Origin of the sequence: Vibrio sp. 10N.286.48.F5 (assembly GCF_041469785.1) — a bacterium.
Classification (GTDB): domain Bacteria; phylum Pseudomonadota; class Gammaproteobacteria; order Enterobacterales; family Vibrionaceae; genus Vibrio; species Vibrio crassostreae_C.
Genome location: NZ_JBFRLG010000022.1, coordinates 140,520 through 159,643, shown reverse-complemented (window position 1 = coordinate 159,643; position 19,124 = coordinate 140,520). Strand labels below are relative to the sequence as shown.

The following is a 19,124-nucleotide window of genomic DNA, read 5'->3' as shown; positions in this document are numbered from 1 at the left end:
TCTGCATAATTGCGGAGGTTTTTTCGTGCAACATTTCTTATACTTAGTTAACGTAAGATTCACAGTTTTCTTTGGTTCATCATAATTAACACAGGATGTGTTGATGCATTTAGCATAATTGACTCGGAGTCATATGAAGAAAATAAAAACTCTCGATTTAGATATCCCAGACGATATGGAGCACGGTTGGCAGAATATTGTCGACCTCTTAGCTCAAATTACTCAAGTGCCCGCAGCACTAATCATGCGTGTTCACGCCAATTACATTGAAGTTTTTTCAACCAGTCGTAGCGAGAACAACCCATACAACAAAGGTGATTCTGAAACGCTGGGGAATGGGCTGTACTGCGAAACAGTGATGGAAACTCAACGACAGCTTCTTGTGCCTAACGCGCTTGCCGATCCTAAGTGGGACAACAACCCAGACATCAAACTCGGCTTAGTCTCCTATTGTGGTATTCCATTACTTTGGCCTAACGGTGAACTGTTTGGCACCATTTGTATCTTGGACTCGAAAGAGAATCACTACACACCTACCTATATCAAACTGTTAGAGAGCTTTCGGACTTCGATTGAATCTCAGCTTAAAACCCTATTCCAACACGCCAAGCTTGCCCAAATGAATCGCGACCTAAAAAACCGCGTTTACAATCGCACTAAAGATCTCGCGAGCCTTAATTACTCGTTGAATCAAGAAATTGATAAACGAAAAGCGGCTGAACAGAAGATTAACTTCCAAAAGAATCACGACCTCGGCACCGGCTTTTTAAACCGAAACGCATTTGAATCTCGCTTAAACCACAAGCTACTGTCACAGAGAAGGCTGACAGACAGCTCATTTGCAGTCGTTCATATTGGTTTTACCAACGGTAGACGCATACAAGCACGCTACGGCTATAACGCGTTAGACCAAGTGCTTGTTGAATACCGAAAACGCATCGACTGTATTTCTGATATCGATGTATTAACTGCACGCCCTACTTCGGTTGACCTCGTATTGGCGTTTAGCGTTAAAGATTTACACCATCGCCTTGAAGAACTTTGCCAGACGCTCGTTAAAGTTGGTCATTCAGAATTCGACATCGAAAGTGACAAAGTGCATTTGCACGCGTTTATTGGGATTGCAATTACGAACGACGAAGATGACGCGGAAAGCATTCTGCAGAAATCTTCTGAAGCGATGTTAGCCTGCAAAGATTCAGGACAAAAGTTCGCTTACTACTCTCAATCCCATACCGAAGAACAAACTCACATTAATAAGATCGAAGGCTATTTGCTTCAAGCCGTTCGTAATGATGACCTTATGCTCTACTTTCAACCCAAAGTTAGCCCGTTGACGCATCGCTGGGTCGGTGCTGAAGCTTTGCTTCGTTGGCGACATCCTGTTTTGGGTGATATCTCTAACGAAACCCTGATCCACATGGCTGAACAAAACGGTTTGATTTTCGAAGTGGGCAGCTTTGTTTTACGCAATGCGATTGAAAAAGCCAAAGAGTGGTCCGAATACGTTGAAGATTTCAAGATGGCTGTGAATGTGTCTGCAATTCAACTCAAGAACGTACACTTTGCGGAACAAGTGGTTCACCTACTCGAAACCTATCATTTAGAGCCTCGTTTCTTAGAACTTGAAGTTACGGAGAGTGGACTGATAGCAGATGAAGTGGTTGCCAAGAATACCTTGGGATCTTTGCACGATATTGGCGTTACATTGTCACTAGATGACTTCGGTACGGGCTACGCCTCCTTCAGTTATCTGAAGAAGTTCCCATTCGACACCATTAAGATTGATAAGAGCTTTATCGACCAAATGCTCAACTCACACGAAGACTCGGAAATTGTTCGTTCTATTGTCCAAATTGCCAAAAAGCTCGACTTAAAAGTGACGATTGAAGGCATAGAAACGGAGGTTCAGGAGCAATTTATTATTAATGAAGGCTGCGATGTGGGCCAAGGTTACCTTTACGGAAGACCAATGCCGAGCCAAGAATTCGAACACAGCTTAATCAATCAAAACTATTTGGGGACAACTCGTTACGCTTAAAGCGAAAAAGAGCAGTTAGTTTTGGATTTAGGCCTACTTTCTCTTTACTCTAAAGGTGGTGATTTTTATAATCGCCGCCTTTCTGTTTTTATCTTTCCCCTTATATAGGCATTCCTCGTTATGGATCAGTTGACTGCAAAGCTTAAAAAGCTCGAAAAACAAAACTACCGTGCATATCAACAAATTAAAGGTCAATACGACTTTGCTGATTTTGAATTACACATCGACCACATCCAAGGTGACCCATACGCGTCAGCTTCTCGTTTTCGTGCAACGCGCGCGTGGTCTTTGACCGGGTTAGATTGGCTGAAAGAAAAATCTTACGAATACCAAGTAGCCGCTCGTGACTTTATCGCACGTAGCTTCTCTGAGTTCGCGAAACAAGAGTCGACCGTTTCTATCGCGCTGACGGGTCAAACCGTATTAGACAACACAGCTGTTGTATTTACAGACCACGGCATCGAAATTCGTTTCCGTATTAATTTACCAGCTGATGGTCGTAGCATTCTTGCTAAGAAAGCGAACAACATCATCACTTTCTACTTACCGAAGTTTATTCGTCGCGCGACGCTTGAGCGTGAGTTAAACATCGATGCAATGATCAAACATTGTGAAGCCGTTGAAGACCAAGAAGCGCTGCGTGCTCAATTGGATGAAAACAACCTAGCCGCTTTCGTTGCAAACGGCAGTGTGTTACCTCGTATCGCGGGTAACTGCGACCTTCCAATGAAAGACGCGGTACCTTTCGCGGCTCCAGAATCATTGAGTGTTACGTTAAATACTCCAAACCAAGGTGACGTGACCGGCCTAGGCATTCCAAAAGGCATTACGCTGATCGTTGGTGGTGGTTTCCATGGTAAATCGACACTGTTGAACGCCGTTGAACGTTCTATCTACAACCATATTCCTGGTGACGGTCGCGAAGGCATTGTAACTGCGATTGATACGATGAAGATCCGCGCTGAAGATGGTCGATGTGTGCACAGCTTGAACCTGTCAAACTACATCAACCATTTACCAATGCAGAAAGACACATCTGACTTCAGCACACAAGATGCGTCAGGTTCTACGTCTCAAGCGGCTTGGTTACAAGAATCGATTGAAGCCGGCGTTCAAACTCTACTTATCGATGAAGATACGTCAGCGACTAACTTCATGATTCGTGACGAGCGTATGCAAGCGCTAGTGTCAAAAGGCGATGAGCCAATCACACCACTTGTCGACCGCATTGGTCAGCTTCGTGAAGAGATGGATATCTCTACCATTGTTGTAATGGGTGGCTCTGGTGATTACCTCGATGTCGCGAACACTGTGATTCAAATGCACGACTACCAAGCGGTAGATGTGACTGAAAAAGCAAAAGACGTGATTGCTCAGCACCCTACTCAGCGTACTAACGAATGTGAAACTGCTTTAGAAACGTTTGTACCGCGTTCATTGAACCGTGCTTCACTGATGAACATTCTGACTGACGGTAAATTCCGTGTTAATGCTAAAGGCAAAGAGTCACTGCGTTTTGGTAAAGAGTTTGCAGACCTTTCTGCGCTTGAGCAATTAGAATCACCGTCTGAAGTGAATGCGATCGGTTGGGCTTGGTTCCAATTCGCACAAACTCCAGGTTGGTCAAACAACCCTGCTAAAGAGTTTAACGCTATTTTAGAAAACGAATGGCACGCTAACATGCCTAACTACGGTGACCTAGCGAAACCAAGAACGTTAGATGTGATGGCTGCTCTGAACCGTATGCGTAAATCTCAGTTCAAGCCTTCGAACTGATTTCGTTAAATATCGGATTTATTGTGCTTCTAGGTTTTTGAAGTTTTAATCTTCTAATTTACTAAAGCTTCTAAGCCACTAAATAAGCAAATTAACCTTCTACGGCTCTCATTCTGAGGGCCGTAAATTTATCTAACCTCTTTTGACCTAACCTCTAGTGTCGTCAAAACTCTTGAACTTTATAAATTCATAAAACCAATCTTTACATCAATTACTTATCATCTTTTGTAATGAGAAAATTAAAGGCACTGTTTACCGCCATCTAATGCTGTCGATCCCTCAAAACATGACACAGCTTTTACAAAACCCTAGTGATATTCAGATAAAGTCCCGATTCGACAAGTGTAACCAAATGTAACAGACCCTTGAGGCTTCAATGAATCATAAACGCGTTAAGATGCGTGACCATAAAATCGAAGTGAACCTATTCAAAAACCGCGTAATCGTCGCGTTTTGTGGGATCTTGATGTTCACTCTTGTCTTAGTCGGCAATCTATACCGACTTCAAGTTGAAAATTTTAAAAGCTATCAAACTCGTGCCGATGGCAACAGAATCAAAGTATTACCTATCGCCCCTACTCGTGGACTTATTTACGACCGTAACGGCGTGTTGCTTGCAGAGAACAAGCTTGTCTTTGATCTAACCATGATTCCTGAGCAAACCGATGATGTCGATGCAATGCTCACCAAGCTAGACAAATATGTCCCCCGTGATGCAGAGCAGATCGCTCGTTTCAAAAAACGCTATCACAACACCCGCCGTTTTAAATCTGTGACTATTCTAGAGAACTTAACGGAGGAAGAGATCGCCAAGTTCTCCGTGCACCAGTACCAGTTCCCCGGCTTATCTATCGATACCAGCTTAAAGCGTTTTTACCCGAATGGTGAGGTGCTTACCCATGTTCTTGGTTACGTGGCGCACATCAATGATAGCGATCTCAGAAAGCTTGAAGAACAAGGGATAGAAGCGAATTATCAAGCTACAACAATCATAGGAAAACTGGGTGTTGAACGTTATTACGAAGATATTCTGCACGGCACCAAAGGTTATCAAGAAGTCGAAGTAAACAGCCGTGGGCGAATAGTCCGAACCATTGAGTACGTGCCGCCAGTAGCTGGTAAAGATATCGTGTTAAATATTGACCTTGAGCTGCAAAAATACGTCTTTGAGCAACTTGATCACCGAACTGGAAGCGCGGTTATTCTCGATCCGAAAGACAACAGCGTGTTGGCGATGGCATCAAGCCCGAGTTACGACCCTAACCTATTTGTCGACGGCATTTCGAGTAAGAACTACCAACGTTTATTGAATGATCCGGCTCACCCGTTGGTTAACCGCACCACTCTAGGCGTTTATCCTCCTGCCTCAACCGTTAAACCATTTATGGCTGTGGCAGGACTGCAAGAACATGTCATCTCTGAAGATACCATCCGTAACGACCATGGCGTTTGGAGAATTCCTGGCTCTAAACGAAACTCTAAATCGTGGCGTGACTGGAAACGTTGGGGTCACGGACCTGTCGATGTCACTCAAGCCATTGAAGAGTCGGTAGATTCATTCTTCTATCAAACCGCTTTCGATTTGGGTATTGACCGAATTTCAAGTTGGATGAACCGATTTGGATTTGGTGAACCGACAGGCATTGATATCTATGAAGAAAGTACCGCCAACATGCCGACTCGAGAATGGAAGATGATGCGTTATCGCACCCCTTGGTATCAGGGTGACACAGTTCCGATTGGTATTGGCCAAGGTTATTGGACATCGACACCTATGCAACTTGCTAAAGCAACGTCAGTATTGGTTAATCATGGTAAGGTGATGCCACCTCATATCTTAAGAGCCACCTTAGATCATGGTGAAGATTTCAGTACACAACAACTTGTCGAACCGGAGCCAATGCCCTCAATCACCGAAGTACCGGATAGAATTTGGGATGTGCCAATCAATGCGATGCGACTCGTAAACCACGGTAATCGAGGCAGCGGCAGACGTGCATTTAAGGGAACTGAATACACGAGCGGCGGTAAATCAGGAACTGCACAAGTCTTTGATCTTGCGAAAGACCAGGTCTACAACTCGAAGAAACTCGCTAGACACTTGCTTGACCATGCGCTTTACACGGCTTTCGCACCGTATGAACACCCTGAATATGTCGCAACTGTGGTTATTGAACACGGTAACGGTGGCTCAAAAGTTGGTGCGCCTTATATCCGTAAAGTACTCGACTATGCCTTTGAACATAAAAGTGGTGAGAGCAAAGATCACTCCTAACACCAATAACTTAAGTCGCTACAGCACATAACGTAGTTACCCAAAACATAACGTAATAACGACAAAGCCCCACTTGTGTCACTCACAATGTGGGGCTTTCTGTTTTAGGGTTCTAAGCAATTAGACAGCTAAAAATGCCTGTCGATTATGAGCTTCTTAATACATGCCATGCTTCACAGAGCGTCTGAAATTTTGCGGTGTTGCCTTCGTCTCTGTCCGGATGCCATCTCAATGCCAGTTGTCGCCAACGTTTTCTAATTTCATGGTGTGTCGCGTCTAAAGGTAACTCAAACAGGCTCAATGCTCGACTTCGATCCATATCGAGTTCATCACCACCCACATACTTTCTATACCGAGTCCAAAATTCGTTCAACAGCCTTTTGACTTCACCTTCATCCGCTTCATAGTTAACCCAATTAATGTAGTATTCTCGAAGTGGGTCTTGATGATCGATGCTGTGACTGCTTCCGTGATAACGACCATTCATCAATTCGATGTCCATCGCTTGGACTTGGAGCCAACCATCTGGGTGTAAGGTTTCTTGAAGCTGATAAAGCGCATTCATGATAAGGAAGTTCTTTTTAAACAACTCTTTCTCAGGCACAGCATCCAACACTGGCACAAACCCAAGATCGTTCAGATGAGCTGCCAATGTGTGTACTTTCCATCCGCTTGGCTTTTGCTTAAGCACTTCCATTATCGGCCAAAGCAATGGGTTTTCCATATGGCAATGAAAGTTTGCTCTCACATCTTGATAATTCGACATAGTTGACTCAGTTAGCTTCTCTGAATTAATGGATTTCTAGAACTGTGGATACTATAAGTAACCTGTTTCGCATCCGTTGCGTATCTTCTTTAATTGAAAGCGATTTTCTAAGATTTGTCGAGCTTAAGGACAAACAACTTTCTAACGTTTGGCTTAAAGGCACCTTTTATCGTCAAAACTGAGTACCATTTCGTTGAATACAACCGTTAGTAATAAAGCCGCAATTCTTTGGTACGGATACAAAAAAGGTCAGCGACTTAGCTGACCTTTCACATCTATCCCAATTTTAGGGACGAAGCATTGAACTGACTAGATAACGCCAAGCTCTCTTAGACGTTCCATTAGGTATTCGTTTGCTGTGTACTTTTCAGATAGCACTACTTCTGGTTTCGGGTGAAGGAATAGAGGCAAAGAGATACGAGACTTCTCTTGGCGTTCACCTGATGGGTTGATTACACGGTGAGTTGTCGATGGGAAGTAACCACCAGATGCTTCTTGAAGCATGTCACCGATGTTGATGATCATGTTACCGAAGTCACATGGAACATCTAGCCACTCGTCATTTTGAGCTTTAACTTGAAGGCCCGGCTCGCTTGCAGCAGGAAGAACCGTCAGTAAGTTGATGTCTTCGTGTGCCGCAGCGCGGATTGCACCTGGCTCTTCATCACCTTGCATTGGTGGGTAGTGAAGAACACGAAGCAGAGTCTGTTCACTGCCGTTGATCATTTCTGATAACGCAATAGAGAATTTCTCTTGTACTTCTTTAGGAGCATGAGCTTCAACCCAACCTAGCAGCTCTTGAGCAAAAGCATTCGCACGTTGGTAGTAATCTAGAATCTGTTCTTTCAGCTGCTCAGGGATTTGACCCCATGGGTATACGTGAAAGTACTCTTTGATGTCTTTTACAGTGTGGCCCTTAGCAACTTCAGACACTGAAGGTGGAAAATATCCATCTTGTGTTTCAACATTAAAGTGGAAGTTCTCTTTTTCTTCAGAGATGAAGAATTGGTACCAGTTTTCGTAAATTGACTCAACAAGCTCTTTCGGGATTGGGTGGTTCTTAAGAACACCAAAACCAGTTTCACGTAGAGAGCGAACAAATTGTTCTGCTGCGTCGTCAGCAAGGTAATCGACAGTTTCCAGTTTCATGACTTTCTTTCTTGTTATGTAGTAATAGAGCGATTTTAAGGATCGCTTTGTTGTAAATCAAACTTTTGTGAAACTCTAGCAACCGTTTGTCTAGATACTGGGCGATAACGCTACTTTTCAACAAATCTGGTGATTAAAGCCCAATTGAACACTGTTCATTATTGTGTAACACTAATAAAAACTTCGACGAGAGATCTTGATATGACAATCACGCCACTTGCTCAAAATCGACCATTACTGTCATTGACGACGCTGTATCTGATTGTGTTTCTATTTTCAGCGTTTGCTCCTTCTTCAAGAGCGGTATGGATTGCCGAAATTGTCCCAGCGCTTGCGATATTGGTCGGTATCTGGTGGTTATCAACCAAGCTAACCTTCACTAAGACAGCTTACGTTTTGATGTTTATCTGGCTGATTTTGCATACGATAGGCGCGAAATATACCTTTGCGGAAGTGCCGTTTGATTGGTTCAATAACATGATAGGTTCAGAACGGAATAACTTTGACCGTGTCGCGCATTTCTCTATTGGCCTTTATGCTTACCCACTCGCTGAGTACTTGATTCGTAAAAAACTGGCTCAACCGGTGCTGGCATGTTTCTTTGCGCTATTTGCGATTATGAGTGTTGCTGCAGGTTATGAAATTATCGAGTGGTGGTACGCGGAGATCGCAGGTGGTGATGAAGGTATCGCATTCCTTGGTTCACAAGGCGATATTTGGGATGCACAGAAAGATATGCTGTGTGACACCACGGGCGCAATTGTCTCGCTATTACTTCTTAAGCTTCAATGGCGTGTCAGAGCTTACTGAGCTCAATTCTTTACTCTGAGTATCAAAAGCAATGTTGAAATGCCACACACAAACTGCGCTGTGGCATTTTTAGTTTCAGCATTGTTTGCTCGTTTTAATGTGACAGGTTATTTCATCGTTACCTTGCCACCAACAAACTTGTAGGCTGGCGTACCTCGAACCAAAGTGTCTCGCGCAAATTCAATCCCGCATTCAGGGCAAACACATGGTTTTTTCGTGAAATCTTCAACGATACGCTCCTTAAAACATTTCACGAGTGCACCTTTACCACCTTTCCGATACTTAAAAAGCTGCGTTTTACATTTGGCACAGAAAATCTGAACCGTCTTGGTCGGTTGTTTCTTGTTTGGTTTAGCCATAGAAGTTAATGATTGAACTCTTTATTTCTTAAGTTTAGGGGCGACAAGAACCAAGCTTATCCCTAGAAGTATAACGGTTGATGAGACTATAAATTGCATAGTGACAGGTTCAGATAACAGTAATACACCACCAAGTGTTGCGATAACTGGAACAGAAAGCTGTGCAATAGACGCAACCACGGTATTCAGTTTTTTCACTACGTAATACCACAAACTATAACCCACACCGGAAGCCACCGAGCCCGATATAACCGCGTAAATCAAACCTGGTTCAGTGATAGACAGTTGCGTTAACGCATTAGGAATCAAAACTAACAAGCTTAATGCCACAAGGATAACTAGCGAACTGAATCCAAAGTTAGCGGTCGTCGATTGCAGTGCGTTTGACGATGTCTTTCCTGCCAATGTGTAAATACCCCAACCAACTCCGGCCAGAGACATCAAGATGATAGAAACTAAGTCGGGTGCCTGTGCCGATTCCGTTGGCATTAACAAGTAAACAAGCCCTGCCACAGACAACAAACACCCGCACCACTCAATAAGTGACATTCTGTTGCCAGAAAGCAAGTGCGCGGCAATCATCGTAAATTGCACTGCGACAAACAACACCAGCGCACCAAGACCTGCGCCAAGCTCTAAGTAAGCAAACGAGAAACCAAACATATACACGAGCAGTGACAGTATTGATGTTAATTGAAACTGTGATTTGAGTTTTGCATATGCCGATGTGTTGTTTGTTAACTCACGTTTAGACTTAGATTGGGAAGATAACGTTAATAAAATCAGAAGCGTAAGCGCACCAGATAAGATGCGAACGATCGAAAAGCTCAAAGGATCGATCGTTTGATCCATTAAGGCCCAGCGACACAAAACTGAATTCGCAGCAAATGCCACCAGCGTAATAAATGTAACCATCAGAGTTTGCATCGTTTTTTCCTAAATGAGTTATTTGGTCCTAACTGAGTTTTCTTGGATTTCAATCAACGTCAGGCTTCACCCAAACTTGGCTAAAGTCGAACCAACCTAATGCATTACATTTCGCGTTTTGCAACGTACCACATTGATCTTTATTAACGCCTAACCAGCAATGGAACATCGGGATCAATTGATTGCTTTGGACCAGTTGTTTACCTAACTGTCGTGCTGGGAATTGCTCGAATTCACCAGAACGCCAACGGTCAATCATGTGACACCATTGGTCGAAGTCCTCTGCCGGGCTAGATTCATCAAGAAAACTGTAGTCCATTAACCAGCCAGCCAAGGCGTCGTCTCTGTTATTGGCGATGCCCATAGGGTTAATCCAAACATCAACATCATCGGCGTGCGGAGGATCGGTTTCGTAACCGTAAAGATCAACATCGACGTTGTATTGCTTCAGCACCGTGACAATCGCCTTTGCAAGCGTTGGGAACATTGGGTGTTGGCATTGATACGCTAATCTTATGGTAGGCTTCGAATCTGCTGGTGGACAAACGGGCACTTTTAACTTTATGTCATACCAACCGGGTTTTATCCCATAAGCGTGTAACACGCCCAAATCGATAACAGTCTCTTTTGGAATATGAACAAACAGATCCGCCGCATTCAACGCGTTAGATAAAAACTGTGCCCATGCGGGATCTTGTGCAATACCCTTCTTTCTATTGAGCAGTAAATACGTGCAACCAGGATCGAGTTCTACTTCATCGCTATCGCCACGGTCGGCCATAACAGGCTTAGATAGGCTTGGGTAAACCATTGAAGAATAAGCCTCATCCACCACCCAAACTTCAACGCGATCAATTAACGGTCTGAAACCAAAGTACCCATTGAAAGCGGTTAACACGAGTTGTTTCTCGTCGTTCTTTTCAATGCGATAAGGTCCCGTTCCAATCGGTCGAATATCGTAGTCTTCACCACGTAAAGTGATCGGTAATGTGACTTTAGCGACCGATTCCGTTAGTGCGAGGGGAAAATACTTGTCTGGACGTGTGAGAAAAACATCTACTACACAATTTGCAGGTGAAGAGACATCTTTGATATGCGAAAACATGTTGAGAGGTTCGAGTGCAAGCAGTGTATCCACAACATGATTGGTTAACAGAGGTTCCCCGTTATGGAAACGAACACCGGGTCTCAAGAAGAATCGCCATTGGTAATCGCTGATTTTTTGCCATGAATGAGCAAGATCGGGTTGAAGTTGGTCATTCTCATCTAGACGAGTCAACCCACTGAATACCTGACAAGCGATATGTTGCTCTGAACGACGCATCGATTTGGTTGGGTTAAGCATTGAAAGCGGCCGGTAATAAGGCAAACGAATAACTTGTTCGCCTTCTTGATACTGTACGCCCAAGTAGTTTTGAATAACTTGCGTGAGTTTGGCAGCATTGTGATCAAGCACTGACAGCGCCTGTCCAATTTTTCCTTCCTGCAAGTAGCGTCTTGCTAAGTTCTCGCTGACATCACAACGATTCTGTTTAAAGATAAGTTGAGATAACTTTCCTCGACCTGCTGCAGGTAACCATTCTACCCACCCTTCTTCTTCAAGCTTGTTGAGTACCATTCGGGCATTACGACGGGTACAACAAAGCACATCCGTGATGTCGTCGAGTTGAACATCAGAATCTTTACCATCGAAGTATTCAAACAGGGTTTCAAATTGAACGCGAAGTCTTGGGCTGCTCATAAAGAGGAAAACTTATTCAAAGGACATTGAATTCAGTTTCCCTATTTTATGGCGTAAAATCAATATTACTGACACAATTTTATTGTGAATTATGAGTACGACATCCTAAGATGTTATTCAATCTTAAGGGTTAAGTGCCTTTACCGTAAAGGATTACATTACATCGCAGCCAATTTCATTAGCGATTTCACGGAGCTGCTGTTCATCGTCTAATTTTATCGACCATTTACACTCAGAACCGTTAGCTGAAATAACATTTGCCCCTTTTCCGATCAATTGAATTGCATCAACTTGGGCTTGCAGCGTGACTCTATGCTCCCCATCTAAACGAACAACCAATTCATGTGCGGTTGCGATGACTTTTCCACTTTTAAACGTTATGACCATGGGCTTCTCGGGTTACTTCTTTAAATACTGATTGCTTGTTCTAAGTACTGATTACTTCTTCTAAAGACAAAACCAGCGTACGACTGCCTAGTCTGTTATCGCTTATGTTTCTTAACGGCAATGGTTAAACGGCTGGTACAAACTAAGCGTTGACGATCATCAGTGATATTGATCTGCCATACTTGAGTAGAGACGCCCAAGTGAATAGGCTCAGCAGTACCAATGACATGCCCTTCACGCATTGACCTTACGTGGTTCGCATTGATATCGAGCCCAACGCAATAATAGCCTTCTGGTACGCAGAAGTTTGCAGCCAATGAGCCAAGCGTTTCTGCTAGCACAACCGATGCGCCGCCATGAAGCATACCCAGTGGTTGGTGCGTAAAGTGACAAACCGGCATGGTTGCTACCAAAGAATTGTCATTTACTTCGGTGTAAACAATGTTGAGGTGTTCAATTAAGGTATTTTTTGAGGTCGCGTTGAAGGTATCTAGGTCAACGGGCTTTTTCCAAATACTCATATAGGTTCCTTAATTATTGATCTTGTTATCGCGTGCATAGCTTTTTTCTATATTACCGCTGTTAGTTATCTTACAGCCCTTAGCTATTACGCAAGTTGATGTTAACATGCATAAAAACCGAATACACAGAGGATATTGTATGACGTCATGGATGAAGTTTGCCTCGCTTCTCACACTTGCAGGCCTAACCGCGTGTAGCGCTTCTCCGACAGGCAGAAACCAATTGCTGCTTTTTTCAGATAAAGACATGTCTCAGCTTGGAGCACAGTCTTTTGAACAAATGAAAAAAGAACAACCCATCAGCAAAGATGCCAAAACTAACGCTTATGTACAGTGCGTAGCGAACAGCATCACTCAATATATTCCTAAACAAGGTTTTAGTGAATGGGAAGTTGTTGTGTTTGATAGTGATCAAGTGAACGCATTCGCCCTACCTGGCGGAAAAATCGGTGTATACACAGGGTTACTCAAGGTTGCAGTCAATCAAGACCAACTCGCGACGGTTATCGGTCACGAAGTGGCACACGTTTTAGCGGACCACAGTAATGAGCGCCTTTCTCAGTCTCAAATCGCTAATACTGGCTTATCTATTACTAACGTTGCGTTAGGTGCATCAGAATACAAACAGTATCAAGGTATGACGATGGCCGCGTTAGGGTTAGGCGTTCAATATGGCGTTATTCTACCGTATGGGCGAACTCAAGAGTCTGAAGCCGATGTTGTTGGTTTAGAGTATATGGCTCAAGCAGGTTTCGATCCAAACCAAAGTGTCAACTTGTGGCAAAACATGGCGAAAGCATCAGGGGGTAATCAACCGCCAGAGTTGCTTTCTACGCACCCTTCCCACAGTACGCGTATTAAAGATCTACAAGCAACGATAAAAACGCTTCCTCAATCAGGTTCACCAAGACCAAATTGCAAAGCGTAATCTAAGTAAGAATCGCCTAGCTGGTGTAAATACAAAAATGCCCTATCCATATTGGTTAGGGCATTTTTAGTTTCTTGCTTGCTAACAGTTCAAGTGCACTAAGTAGCTGGATAATTCCAACAACAGAAATTCACAGGTTAAGTACCAAGAATTTGTAATGGTAGGCTTAATAGCTGATCACCAGTAGATGCAAAATACCAGATGACACCAATCAAACTGCTCACTAAACCCACATACCAAACGAACGACACGACTTGCCCGTATTTGTCTAACGGTAACAAGTGACTGTGATGACGTCCTTTCCATTCGAACAGTATTTCAACACTGCCCATGATCAATAAGAAACCAAACAGGGTTAAATTCAACTGATAACTCAATACCACACCAGCAACGGCAGCCGCGACACAAAGTACAATGCCAAGTACGCTGTTCATCGAGAAACTGATACTTTTAAGAACATGTCCGCCATCGAGAGGCAAAATCGGCAATAGATTGAACAGGTTTAATAGAGCATTAAATACTGCAAGGCCGGCAAAGAACATTTCGCCAGTCGCCCAGTACAGCACCATAAATACTAACGACAATATCAGGCCGAACAATGGCCCCATGATTGATATAACCACATCTTGCCAACGCGTATTAATCTTTTCATCGGATAACGCCAAGCCACCAAGAAATGGTATCAAATAGATCCCTTTGGTTTTCATGCCGAAGTATTTCATCGCTCTAATATGACCGTACTCATGGAACATTAAACAGGCGATTAAGGCCAAAGCGAACTGAATTGAAAACAACCATGAATAGGCCGCTAAACTCGCAGAAGCAAGTACGACCTTGATTAGCTTGGCGCTTTTTAGCGCTTTCATACCGAGCGACACCAACCCAATTAAGCTAAAACGCTTCTCTGGTTTAGGAGCGACAACAGGAGTTTGTTGTTCGATATCTTTGGTGTTTCGATTGCCTTCGGAAATGGTTTGGCCATTGACCAATGCTTTATACGTCATCTCAAACGGTTGCCACTGAACGGTCGACTCAACGTGACACTGCAACGTTTCTTCGCCAGCGCGTAGTGTAAATTCGTGTTTTCGTGCGTCTTCTTGGTCTGTGGTCGCATCTAATTGAGATACCAGAGTGTTGTCCCAATACAACTGTTGCCACCCTGCCATTGATCCTTCTAAACGAAGCGGTTTACCAAGAAACTCTATCGCGAGTAATTCCAAACTTAAAATTCCAATTTAATGACTTCTAACGAGTGTCGATATTATGCCGATTTAGCGAATGGTGGTAAACAGAAACAAAGTTGTTACATATTGAGCTATTGAACACTATTTATACCGCAACGATGCATAAACACTCTGGTCACACCTCCAACCACGAATAAATTATTGATTATACTTATATTATCGATGTTAAAGTGCCGCCCCTTTAAAACATAACCTCACAAAATAACAACTCTTTCTTTGACTTTATATAAAACATGAATTTAACATGCCATTTACATTAGAGCTTCAACACCAAAAATGCTCAGTGTGTTTTCAAACCATAATAACGAAATTCGATGCCCTAGGAGGGTCAAGGATGAAAACAATACAACGCTCTCTCGTTTCACTTTCAGTACTATTTGCATGTAACTCACTTGCGGCTGGTTTCCAAGTTGCTGAGCATTCTGCCTCAGGTCTTGGTCGTGCCTTTTCAGGTGAAGGTGCAGTAGCTGATAACGCGAGTGTACTAGCGAGAAACCCCGCCGCAATGACCCTATTTGATACAGCACAGTTTTCAGGCGCGGTTTCTATCGTTGATCCAGAGGTTAACGTCACTCAAACCAAAATTAATGATAGCGATTTCAATCAGAAGTCTTCTGACGTAGCCCCTTTACAAATAGTCCCTGCCGCTTACTACATTAGCCCTATCAACGATAAATGGGCTTGGGGGATTGGCATGTTCACTACATATGGCGTTGCTACTGATTATCCCGATGATATTTATGCAGGTGATTTAGCCGGTGACACATCTTTGGTGTCCGTAAACCTAAATCCAAACATTGCGTACAGAGTTAACGATAGCTTTAGTGTTGGAGCTGGCGTTAATTTTGTTTATGCAGAAGCTGAACTCAACAGACATAAAGGCAGCCTTCCTGTTGGTGGTTCATCAAGCGACAAATTGATATCGATGACTGGTGAGACATTTGCTTTTGGTTGGAACGTGGGTGCGTTATATGAACTAAACGAGTACAACCGTTTTGGCTTTGGTTACCGATCGTCTGTTGAACTCGATTTTGATGACGGTGAGTTCACTGACTATGTAGGTTTAAAAATGGCTAATGACCAGCCAGGAAAAACAACAGGGCGGCTAGAAATTGAGCTACCAGACATCTTCGAACTATCTGCTTTCCACCAACTAAATGATGCTTGGGCCGTACACTACGGTTGGCAGTTAACTAAGTGGAGTAAGTTCAAAGAGTTAAAAGCGACGAGTCCTGATTGTAAAAATAATGAATGTTTCTTAAAGACAGAACATTACGAAGACAACCAAAGATGGTCTGTAGGTGCTACTTACACGGTTAACCAAAACTGGACTTTACGTGCAGGTTTGGCATATGACGAACAAGCAGGTGAAGCAACCTTAAGTATCCCAGACAGCGATCGGATGTGGTATTCAGCGGGTTTAACTTACGCAGTTTCTGAAAACATGACTGTCGATGCTGCATTTGCTCTCGTGCAAAGTAAAAGTGGTTCATTCACAGAAACTGATGCTGCCGATGACAAGTTAACATTTGATGCTGAAGGCGCTGCTTACCTTTCTGCGATCCAACTAAACTATACCTTCAACTAACCGTACGGGAATAATTACATGAACAATAAATTTTCTTTTTCTCTCGTATGCTCGGCATTACTAATTGCTGGATGTGGTGATAATAGTGAAAGCTCAGGATCTATCTATTCTGATGCTATCGAACAATCCTTGGAACGAAGCTCAAAAGTCAGCTTTACGCTCTTAGGCCCAGAAGCAGATATTCCTCTGCCGTCTTTCTTTCTATTCGATACCAATGATCACACATTGAACATTCCTCTAGATGCAAAGTCAACGGGGTTACTGAATGATCCAAAAGTAGCGATGGGAGAAGCTGATGGTTGGAGTACTATCATGCCATTCACTATTAATGTGAATCTTCCAAGTGACAGAACGTTGAAGAATGATGTCGTGATGAACGGGACGACACCATTTAGCGCGCACCTAAATGCTGGCGTAAAAGTCGCTAAAGTGGATGTTGATCTTAGCACAGGGGTTATGTCTAACTTTACTGCACTAACAGCTGGTGTTGACTACTTAGTGGTATCCAGCGACTTCAAAACCATAAATATTGTGCCTCTTAAGGGGTTAGATCCTAGCTCTGACTATATCTACGCATTAACTGACTCAATTGTTGATAGTGCAGATGAACCACTCGGAACATCAAGCTCTTACGCGTCTCTAAAAACGACAGATATAGACCAAGCTGGCTCACTCGATTTACCACAAAAAATCATCCACCAGGTTGAAGCATTATTCGCTGGCTATGGGTCTGTATCAAGCTCAGATGAAATCATCTACTCATCTTGGTTTACCACCGCCTCGGCAGGTAACGTTATGCAAAATACTAAAAACGCGTTAGCACTAGGGTATGAATCAACCCAATCTCAGATTTGGCAAGGCAGCGCCAACCCGAACAATATTGATGCAGATATGCTCAATAGCCTTTATGAGATAGAAATAGACAGTGCAAGCCCGATCCCAAACACTATGCCATTTGATACCGCGTTAAGCGTTGACCCGTATGCAATGGCTGCTCTGGGGACGGCAGGTATTGATGCGCTCACAACCAACTACGCAGGTTTCAAGTTAGCAACAGGAAGCGAGATCACGGTATATCGTGCCAAGGTGAAATTGCCTTATTTTCTATCAAATGATACGGCGAATAGTGGTTGGAAAACTCAGCCTTGGCGCAGTAGCATGCCAAGTGTACTCAAGATACTAAAGGTTCTATCATCGGGTTCAGATGCGGATAAAGGTGAGATTGCACGACAACTATTTGAGTTAGGTATCTCAGATCCAGCTAATCAATTATTGGACCCAAACTACCAAAAAAACCTAATTGGTGCCGAACTCACCTTAGCGAATGGCTCACAGTTAGACCAGGAACGAATTTTAACCAAATACAGCCCAGTACCACAGATTCGCTCTGTTGAAAGCGTTGATGTTATTATGTTTATTCCTTCTGGTGTCCTTGTCGGTAACAGCCTGCCAGTACTTCAATACCAGCACGGTATTACCAGTTTAAAAGAGACCAGTTACGCTTTCGCGTTGCAGCATATTGCGGGCGCAATCCAAACCGGCCAGCAACCTTATGCCATTGTTGCGATTGATCAACCGCTACATGGTCAGCGAGGTCTTGGACAAAATGGAGAAGTCGTGACTACGCCAAACACACCGACTGTGTACATGAACCTTGAGTACTTACCGGTTGCCCGTGACAATATTAGACAAAGTGCGATTGATGGCATTGGTTTGAGACTTGCGCTCAATAACGGTACTGGTGCACCATTTAGCTCTTTAGATACGAGCAACGTCTCTTTGATGGGGCATTCTATTGGTGGCATTACTGGCATTAGCTCTTCAGCGGTAGCCAACACCAAAATTGATGCGAAATTCGGCATCACGGTTGATGACGAACTTGCTTATAAAGCGACAACGCTAGCGAATCCAGGCGGTGGTATCGGTCAATTCTTACTTGAATCTGGCTCATTTTCCGGCACAATAAAGCATACGGTAATAGGTACTCAAGTCACCGCCTATCAAGACTATTATGCGGTCAATTGTTATAACAAAACGCCGGCAGTTGACGGTGGTGATTGCTTTGATGATTTCTATGAAACGCTCAGTGACTCGAACGCAAGTAATGAACAAAAGCAAACAAAAGCCGTGATTGATGCAACGCTCACGTCATTCACTTATGCGGCGCAAACCGTGTTAGACAATGTTGACCCGATTAACATAGCGACATTTATGTCTGGCCCTGTACTTGGCATACAAGCAGAAGGTGATGAAACAATACCTAATACGACTCGACTGCCTACAGCTGGCACGCAAGCTCTGTTTAGCAAACTTGAGTTAAAGAACAGTGTTAATCATTCTACAGGCCAATTATTGGCATCTTATTTTGCTCGCACTTCATTTGCTGAGCATAGTACTGTGATTGCACCACAAAAATCTCACCTACCTGCAGAAGACGACAGTGCCGCGCATGAAGAAATGGTATCACAAATTGTGCAATTCAATCTCACACAAGGTAATGCGACGGGTAGCTTGGTCGTTAACCCTGCACTGCTTGATGCAACGATTGATTAGCAACAAGTAACTAATGATTAAAAGGTAAATAGCCCAGATCATTAAGCCAAGTTATAACT

Annotated in this window: 15 protein-coding genes; 7 read left to right on the top strand and 8 right to left on the bottom strand. The window is 43.4% G+C overall.

Annotation, left to right across the window (positions count from 1 at the left end; genetic code table 11):
• Nucleotides 1–133: 133 nt before the first annotated feature.
• The 3 genes from AB4185_RS13970 to mrdA all read left to right on the top strand — a co-directional run bounded on the left by AB4185_RS13970 (nt 134) and on the right by mrdA (nt 6,092).
• Entirely contained in the window at nt 134–2,041 is a 1,908-nt protein-coding gene (locus tag AB4185_RS13970; protein ID WP_372135569.1) for an EAL domain-containing protein, read from the top strand.
• Nucleotides 2,042–2,161: 120 nt separating this feature from the next.
• The gene (locus AB4185_RS13965) at nt 2,162–3,817 is read left to right on the top strand and encodes an ABC-ATPase domain-containing protein (protein WP_017064599.1); all 1,656 of its coding nucleotides are present in this window, start codon (nt 2,162–2,164) and stop codon (nt 3,815–3,817) included.
• A 376-nt stretch (nt 3,818–4,193) separates the two neighbouring features.
• On the top strand, nt 4,194–6,092 hold the full coding sequence (gene mrdA, locus AB4185_RS13960) for a penicillin-binding protein 2 (protein ID WP_017060075.1): 1,899 nt from the start codon (nt 4,194–4,196) through the stop codon (nt 6,090–6,092).
• 145 nt (nt 6,093–6,237) lie between these two features.
• Here mrdA and AB4185_RS13955 read toward each other — a convergent pair whose 3' ends face one another.
• Together AB4185_RS13955 and AB4185_RS13950 are read right to left on the bottom strand one after the other, a co-directional pair.
• Nucleotides 6,238–6,858: a DNA-J related domain-containing protein gene (locus AB4185_RS13955; RefSeq protein ID WP_372135568.1), complete on the bottom strand. Its 621-nt coding sequence runs from the start codon at nt 6,856–6,858 to the stop codon at nt 6,238–6,240.
• 309 nt (nt 6,859–7,167) lie between these two features.
• The gene (locus AB4185_RS13950) at nt 7,168–8,007 is read right to left on the bottom strand and encodes an isopenicillin N synthase family oxygenase (protein ID WP_017060073.1); all 840 of its coding nucleotides are present in this window, start codon (nt 8,005–8,007) and stop codon (nt 7,168–7,170) included.
• A 201-nt stretch (nt 8,008–8,208) separates the two neighbouring features.
• Here AB4185_RS13950 and AB4185_RS13945 point away from each other — a divergent pair, with 201 nt between their 5' ends.
• Complete coding sequence (locus AB4185_RS13945; protein ID WP_372123414.1) at nt 8,209–8,817, top strand: DUF2238 domain-containing protein; 609 nt, start codon at nt 8,209–8,211, stop codon at nt 8,815–8,817.
• A gap of 107 nt (nt 8,818–8,924) precedes the next feature.
• On the opposite strand, the gene AB4185_RS13940 is transcribed toward AB4185_RS13945, so the two are convergent.
• From AB4185_RS13940 to AB4185_RS13920, 5 genes are all read right to left on the bottom strand, one after another.
• Nucleotides 8,925–9,176, bottom strand: a complete 252-nt coding sequence (locus tag AB4185_RS13940; RefSeq protein WP_065584968.1) for a hypothetical protein — start codon at nt 9,174–9,176, stop codon at nt 8,925–8,927.
• A gap of 21 nt (nt 9,177–9,197) precedes the next feature.
• The gene (locus AB4185_RS13935) at nt 9,198–10,103 is read right to left on the bottom strand and encodes a DMT family transporter (RefSeq protein ID WP_372135567.1); all 906 of its coding nucleotides are present in this window, start codon (nt 10,101–10,103) and stop codon (nt 9,198–9,200) included.
• Between the two features lie 49 nt (nt 10,104–10,152).
• Nucleotides 10,153–11,844, bottom strand: coding sequence for an SgrR family transcriptional regulator (locus AB4185_RS13930; protein WP_017069657.1), 1,692 nt, complete (start codon nt 11,842–11,844; stop codon nt 10,153–10,155).
• Between the two features lie 153 nt (nt 11,845–11,997).
• Entirely contained in the window at nt 11,998–12,231 is a 234-nt protein-coding gene (locus tag AB4185_RS13925) for a DUF3389 domain-containing protein (protein WP_017064605.1), read from the bottom strand.
• Between the two features lie 95 nt (nt 12,232–12,326).
• Nucleotides 12,327–12,752 carry a hotdog fold thioesterase gene (locus tag AB4185_RS13920; RefSeq protein WP_017060067.1) on the bottom strand — a complete coding sequence of 142 codons (426 nt, stop codon included), beginning with the start codon at nt 12,750–12,752 and terminating at the stop codon, nt 12,327–12,329.
• A 139-nt stretch (nt 12,753–12,891) separates the two neighbouring features.
• Between AB4185_RS13920 and AB4185_RS13915 the strand changes: the two genes are divergently transcribed.
• Entirely contained in the window at nt 12,892–13,680 is a 789-nt protein-coding gene (locus AB4185_RS13915; RefSeq protein ID WP_017060066.1) for a M48 family metallopeptidase, read from the top strand.
• 137 nt (nt 13,681–13,817) lie between these two features.
• Here AB4185_RS13915 and AB4185_RS13910 read toward each other — a convergent pair whose 3' ends face one another.
• A complete protein-coding gene (locus AB4185_RS13910; RefSeq protein WP_086968002.1) occupies nt 13,818–14,900 on the bottom strand; it encodes a site-2 protease family protein in 1,083 nt (360 codons plus the stop codon).
• A 358-nt stretch (nt 14,901–15,258) separates the two neighbouring features.
• On the opposite strand from AB4185_RS13910, the gene AB4185_RS13905 reads away from it, so the two are divergent.
• Both AB4185_RS13905 and AB4185_RS13900 read left to right on the top strand, forming a co-directional pair.
• Complete coding sequence (locus AB4185_RS13905) at nt 15,259–16,512, top strand: outer membrane protein transport protein (RefSeq protein ID WP_229647517.1); 1,254 nt, start codon at nt 15,259–15,261, stop codon at nt 16,510–16,512.
• Nucleotides 16,513–16,530: 18 nt separating this feature from the next.
• The gene (locus tag AB4185_RS13900; RefSeq protein WP_372135566.1) at nt 16,531–19,065 is read left to right on the top strand and encodes a VolA/Pla-1 family phospholipase; all 2,535 of its coding nucleotides are present in this window, start codon (nt 16,531–16,533) and stop codon (nt 19,063–19,065) included.
• The last annotated feature ends 59 nt before the right edge of the window (nt 19,066–19,124 follow it).

What these genes read in the sequence shown, in the direction of transcription:
- AB4185_RS13970 (WP_372135569.1), top strand. Translation starts at nt 134, where the DNA reads ATGAAGAAAATAAAAACTCTCGATTTAGATATCCCAGACGATATGGAG.
- AB4185_RS13965 (WP_017064599.1), top strand. Translation starts at nt 2,162, where the DNA reads ATGGATCAGTTGACTGCAAAGCTTAAAAAGCTCGAAAAACAAAACTAC.
- mrdA (WP_017060075.1), top strand. Translation starts at nt 4,194, where the DNA reads ATGAATCATAAACGCGTTAAGATGCGTGACCATAAAATCGAAGTGAAC.
- AB4185_RS13955 (WP_372135568.1), bottom strand. Translation starts at nt 6,858, where the DNA reads ATGTCGAATTATCAAGATGTGAGAGCAAACTTTCATTGCCATATGGAA.
- AB4185_RS13950 (WP_017060073.1), bottom strand. Translation starts at nt 8,007, where the DNA reads ATGAAACTGGAAACTGTCGATTACCTTGCTGACGACGCAGCAGAACAA.
- AB4185_RS13945 (WP_372123414.1), top strand. Translation starts at nt 8,209, where the DNA reads ATGACAATCACGCCACTTGCTCAAAATCGACCATTACTGTCATTGACG.
- AB4185_RS13940 (WP_065584968.1), bottom strand. Translation starts at nt 9,176, where the DNA reads ATGGCTAAACCAAACAAGAAACAACCGACCAAGACGGTTCAGATTTTC.
- AB4185_RS13935 (WP_372135567.1), bottom strand. Translation starts at nt 10,103, where the DNA reads ATGCAAACTCTGATGGTTACATTTATTACGCTGGTGGCATTTGCTGCG.
- AB4185_RS13930 (WP_017069657.1), bottom strand. Translation starts at nt 11,844, where the DNA reads ATGAGCAGCCCAAGACTTCGCGTTCAATTTGAAACCCTGTTTGAATAC.
- AB4185_RS13925 (WP_017064605.1), bottom strand. Translation starts at nt 12,231, where the DNA reads ATGGTCATAACGTTTAAAAGTGGAAAAGTCATCGCAACCGCACATGAA.
- AB4185_RS13920 (WP_017060067.1), bottom strand. Translation starts at nt 12,752, where the DNA reads ATGAGTATTTGGAAAAAGCCCGTTGACCTAGATACCTTCAACGCGACC.
- AB4185_RS13915 (WP_017060066.1), top strand. Translation starts at nt 12,892, where the DNA reads ATGACGTCATGGATGAAGTTTGCCTCGCTTCTCACACTTGCAGGCCTA.
- AB4185_RS13905 (WP_229647517.1), top strand. Translation starts at nt 15,259, where the DNA reads ATGAAAACAATACAACGCTCTCTCGTTTCACTTTCAGTACTATTTGCA.
- AB4185_RS13900 (WP_372135566.1), top strand. Translation starts at nt 16,531, where the DNA reads ATGAACAATAAATTTTCTTTTTCTCTCGTATGCTCGGCATTACTAATT.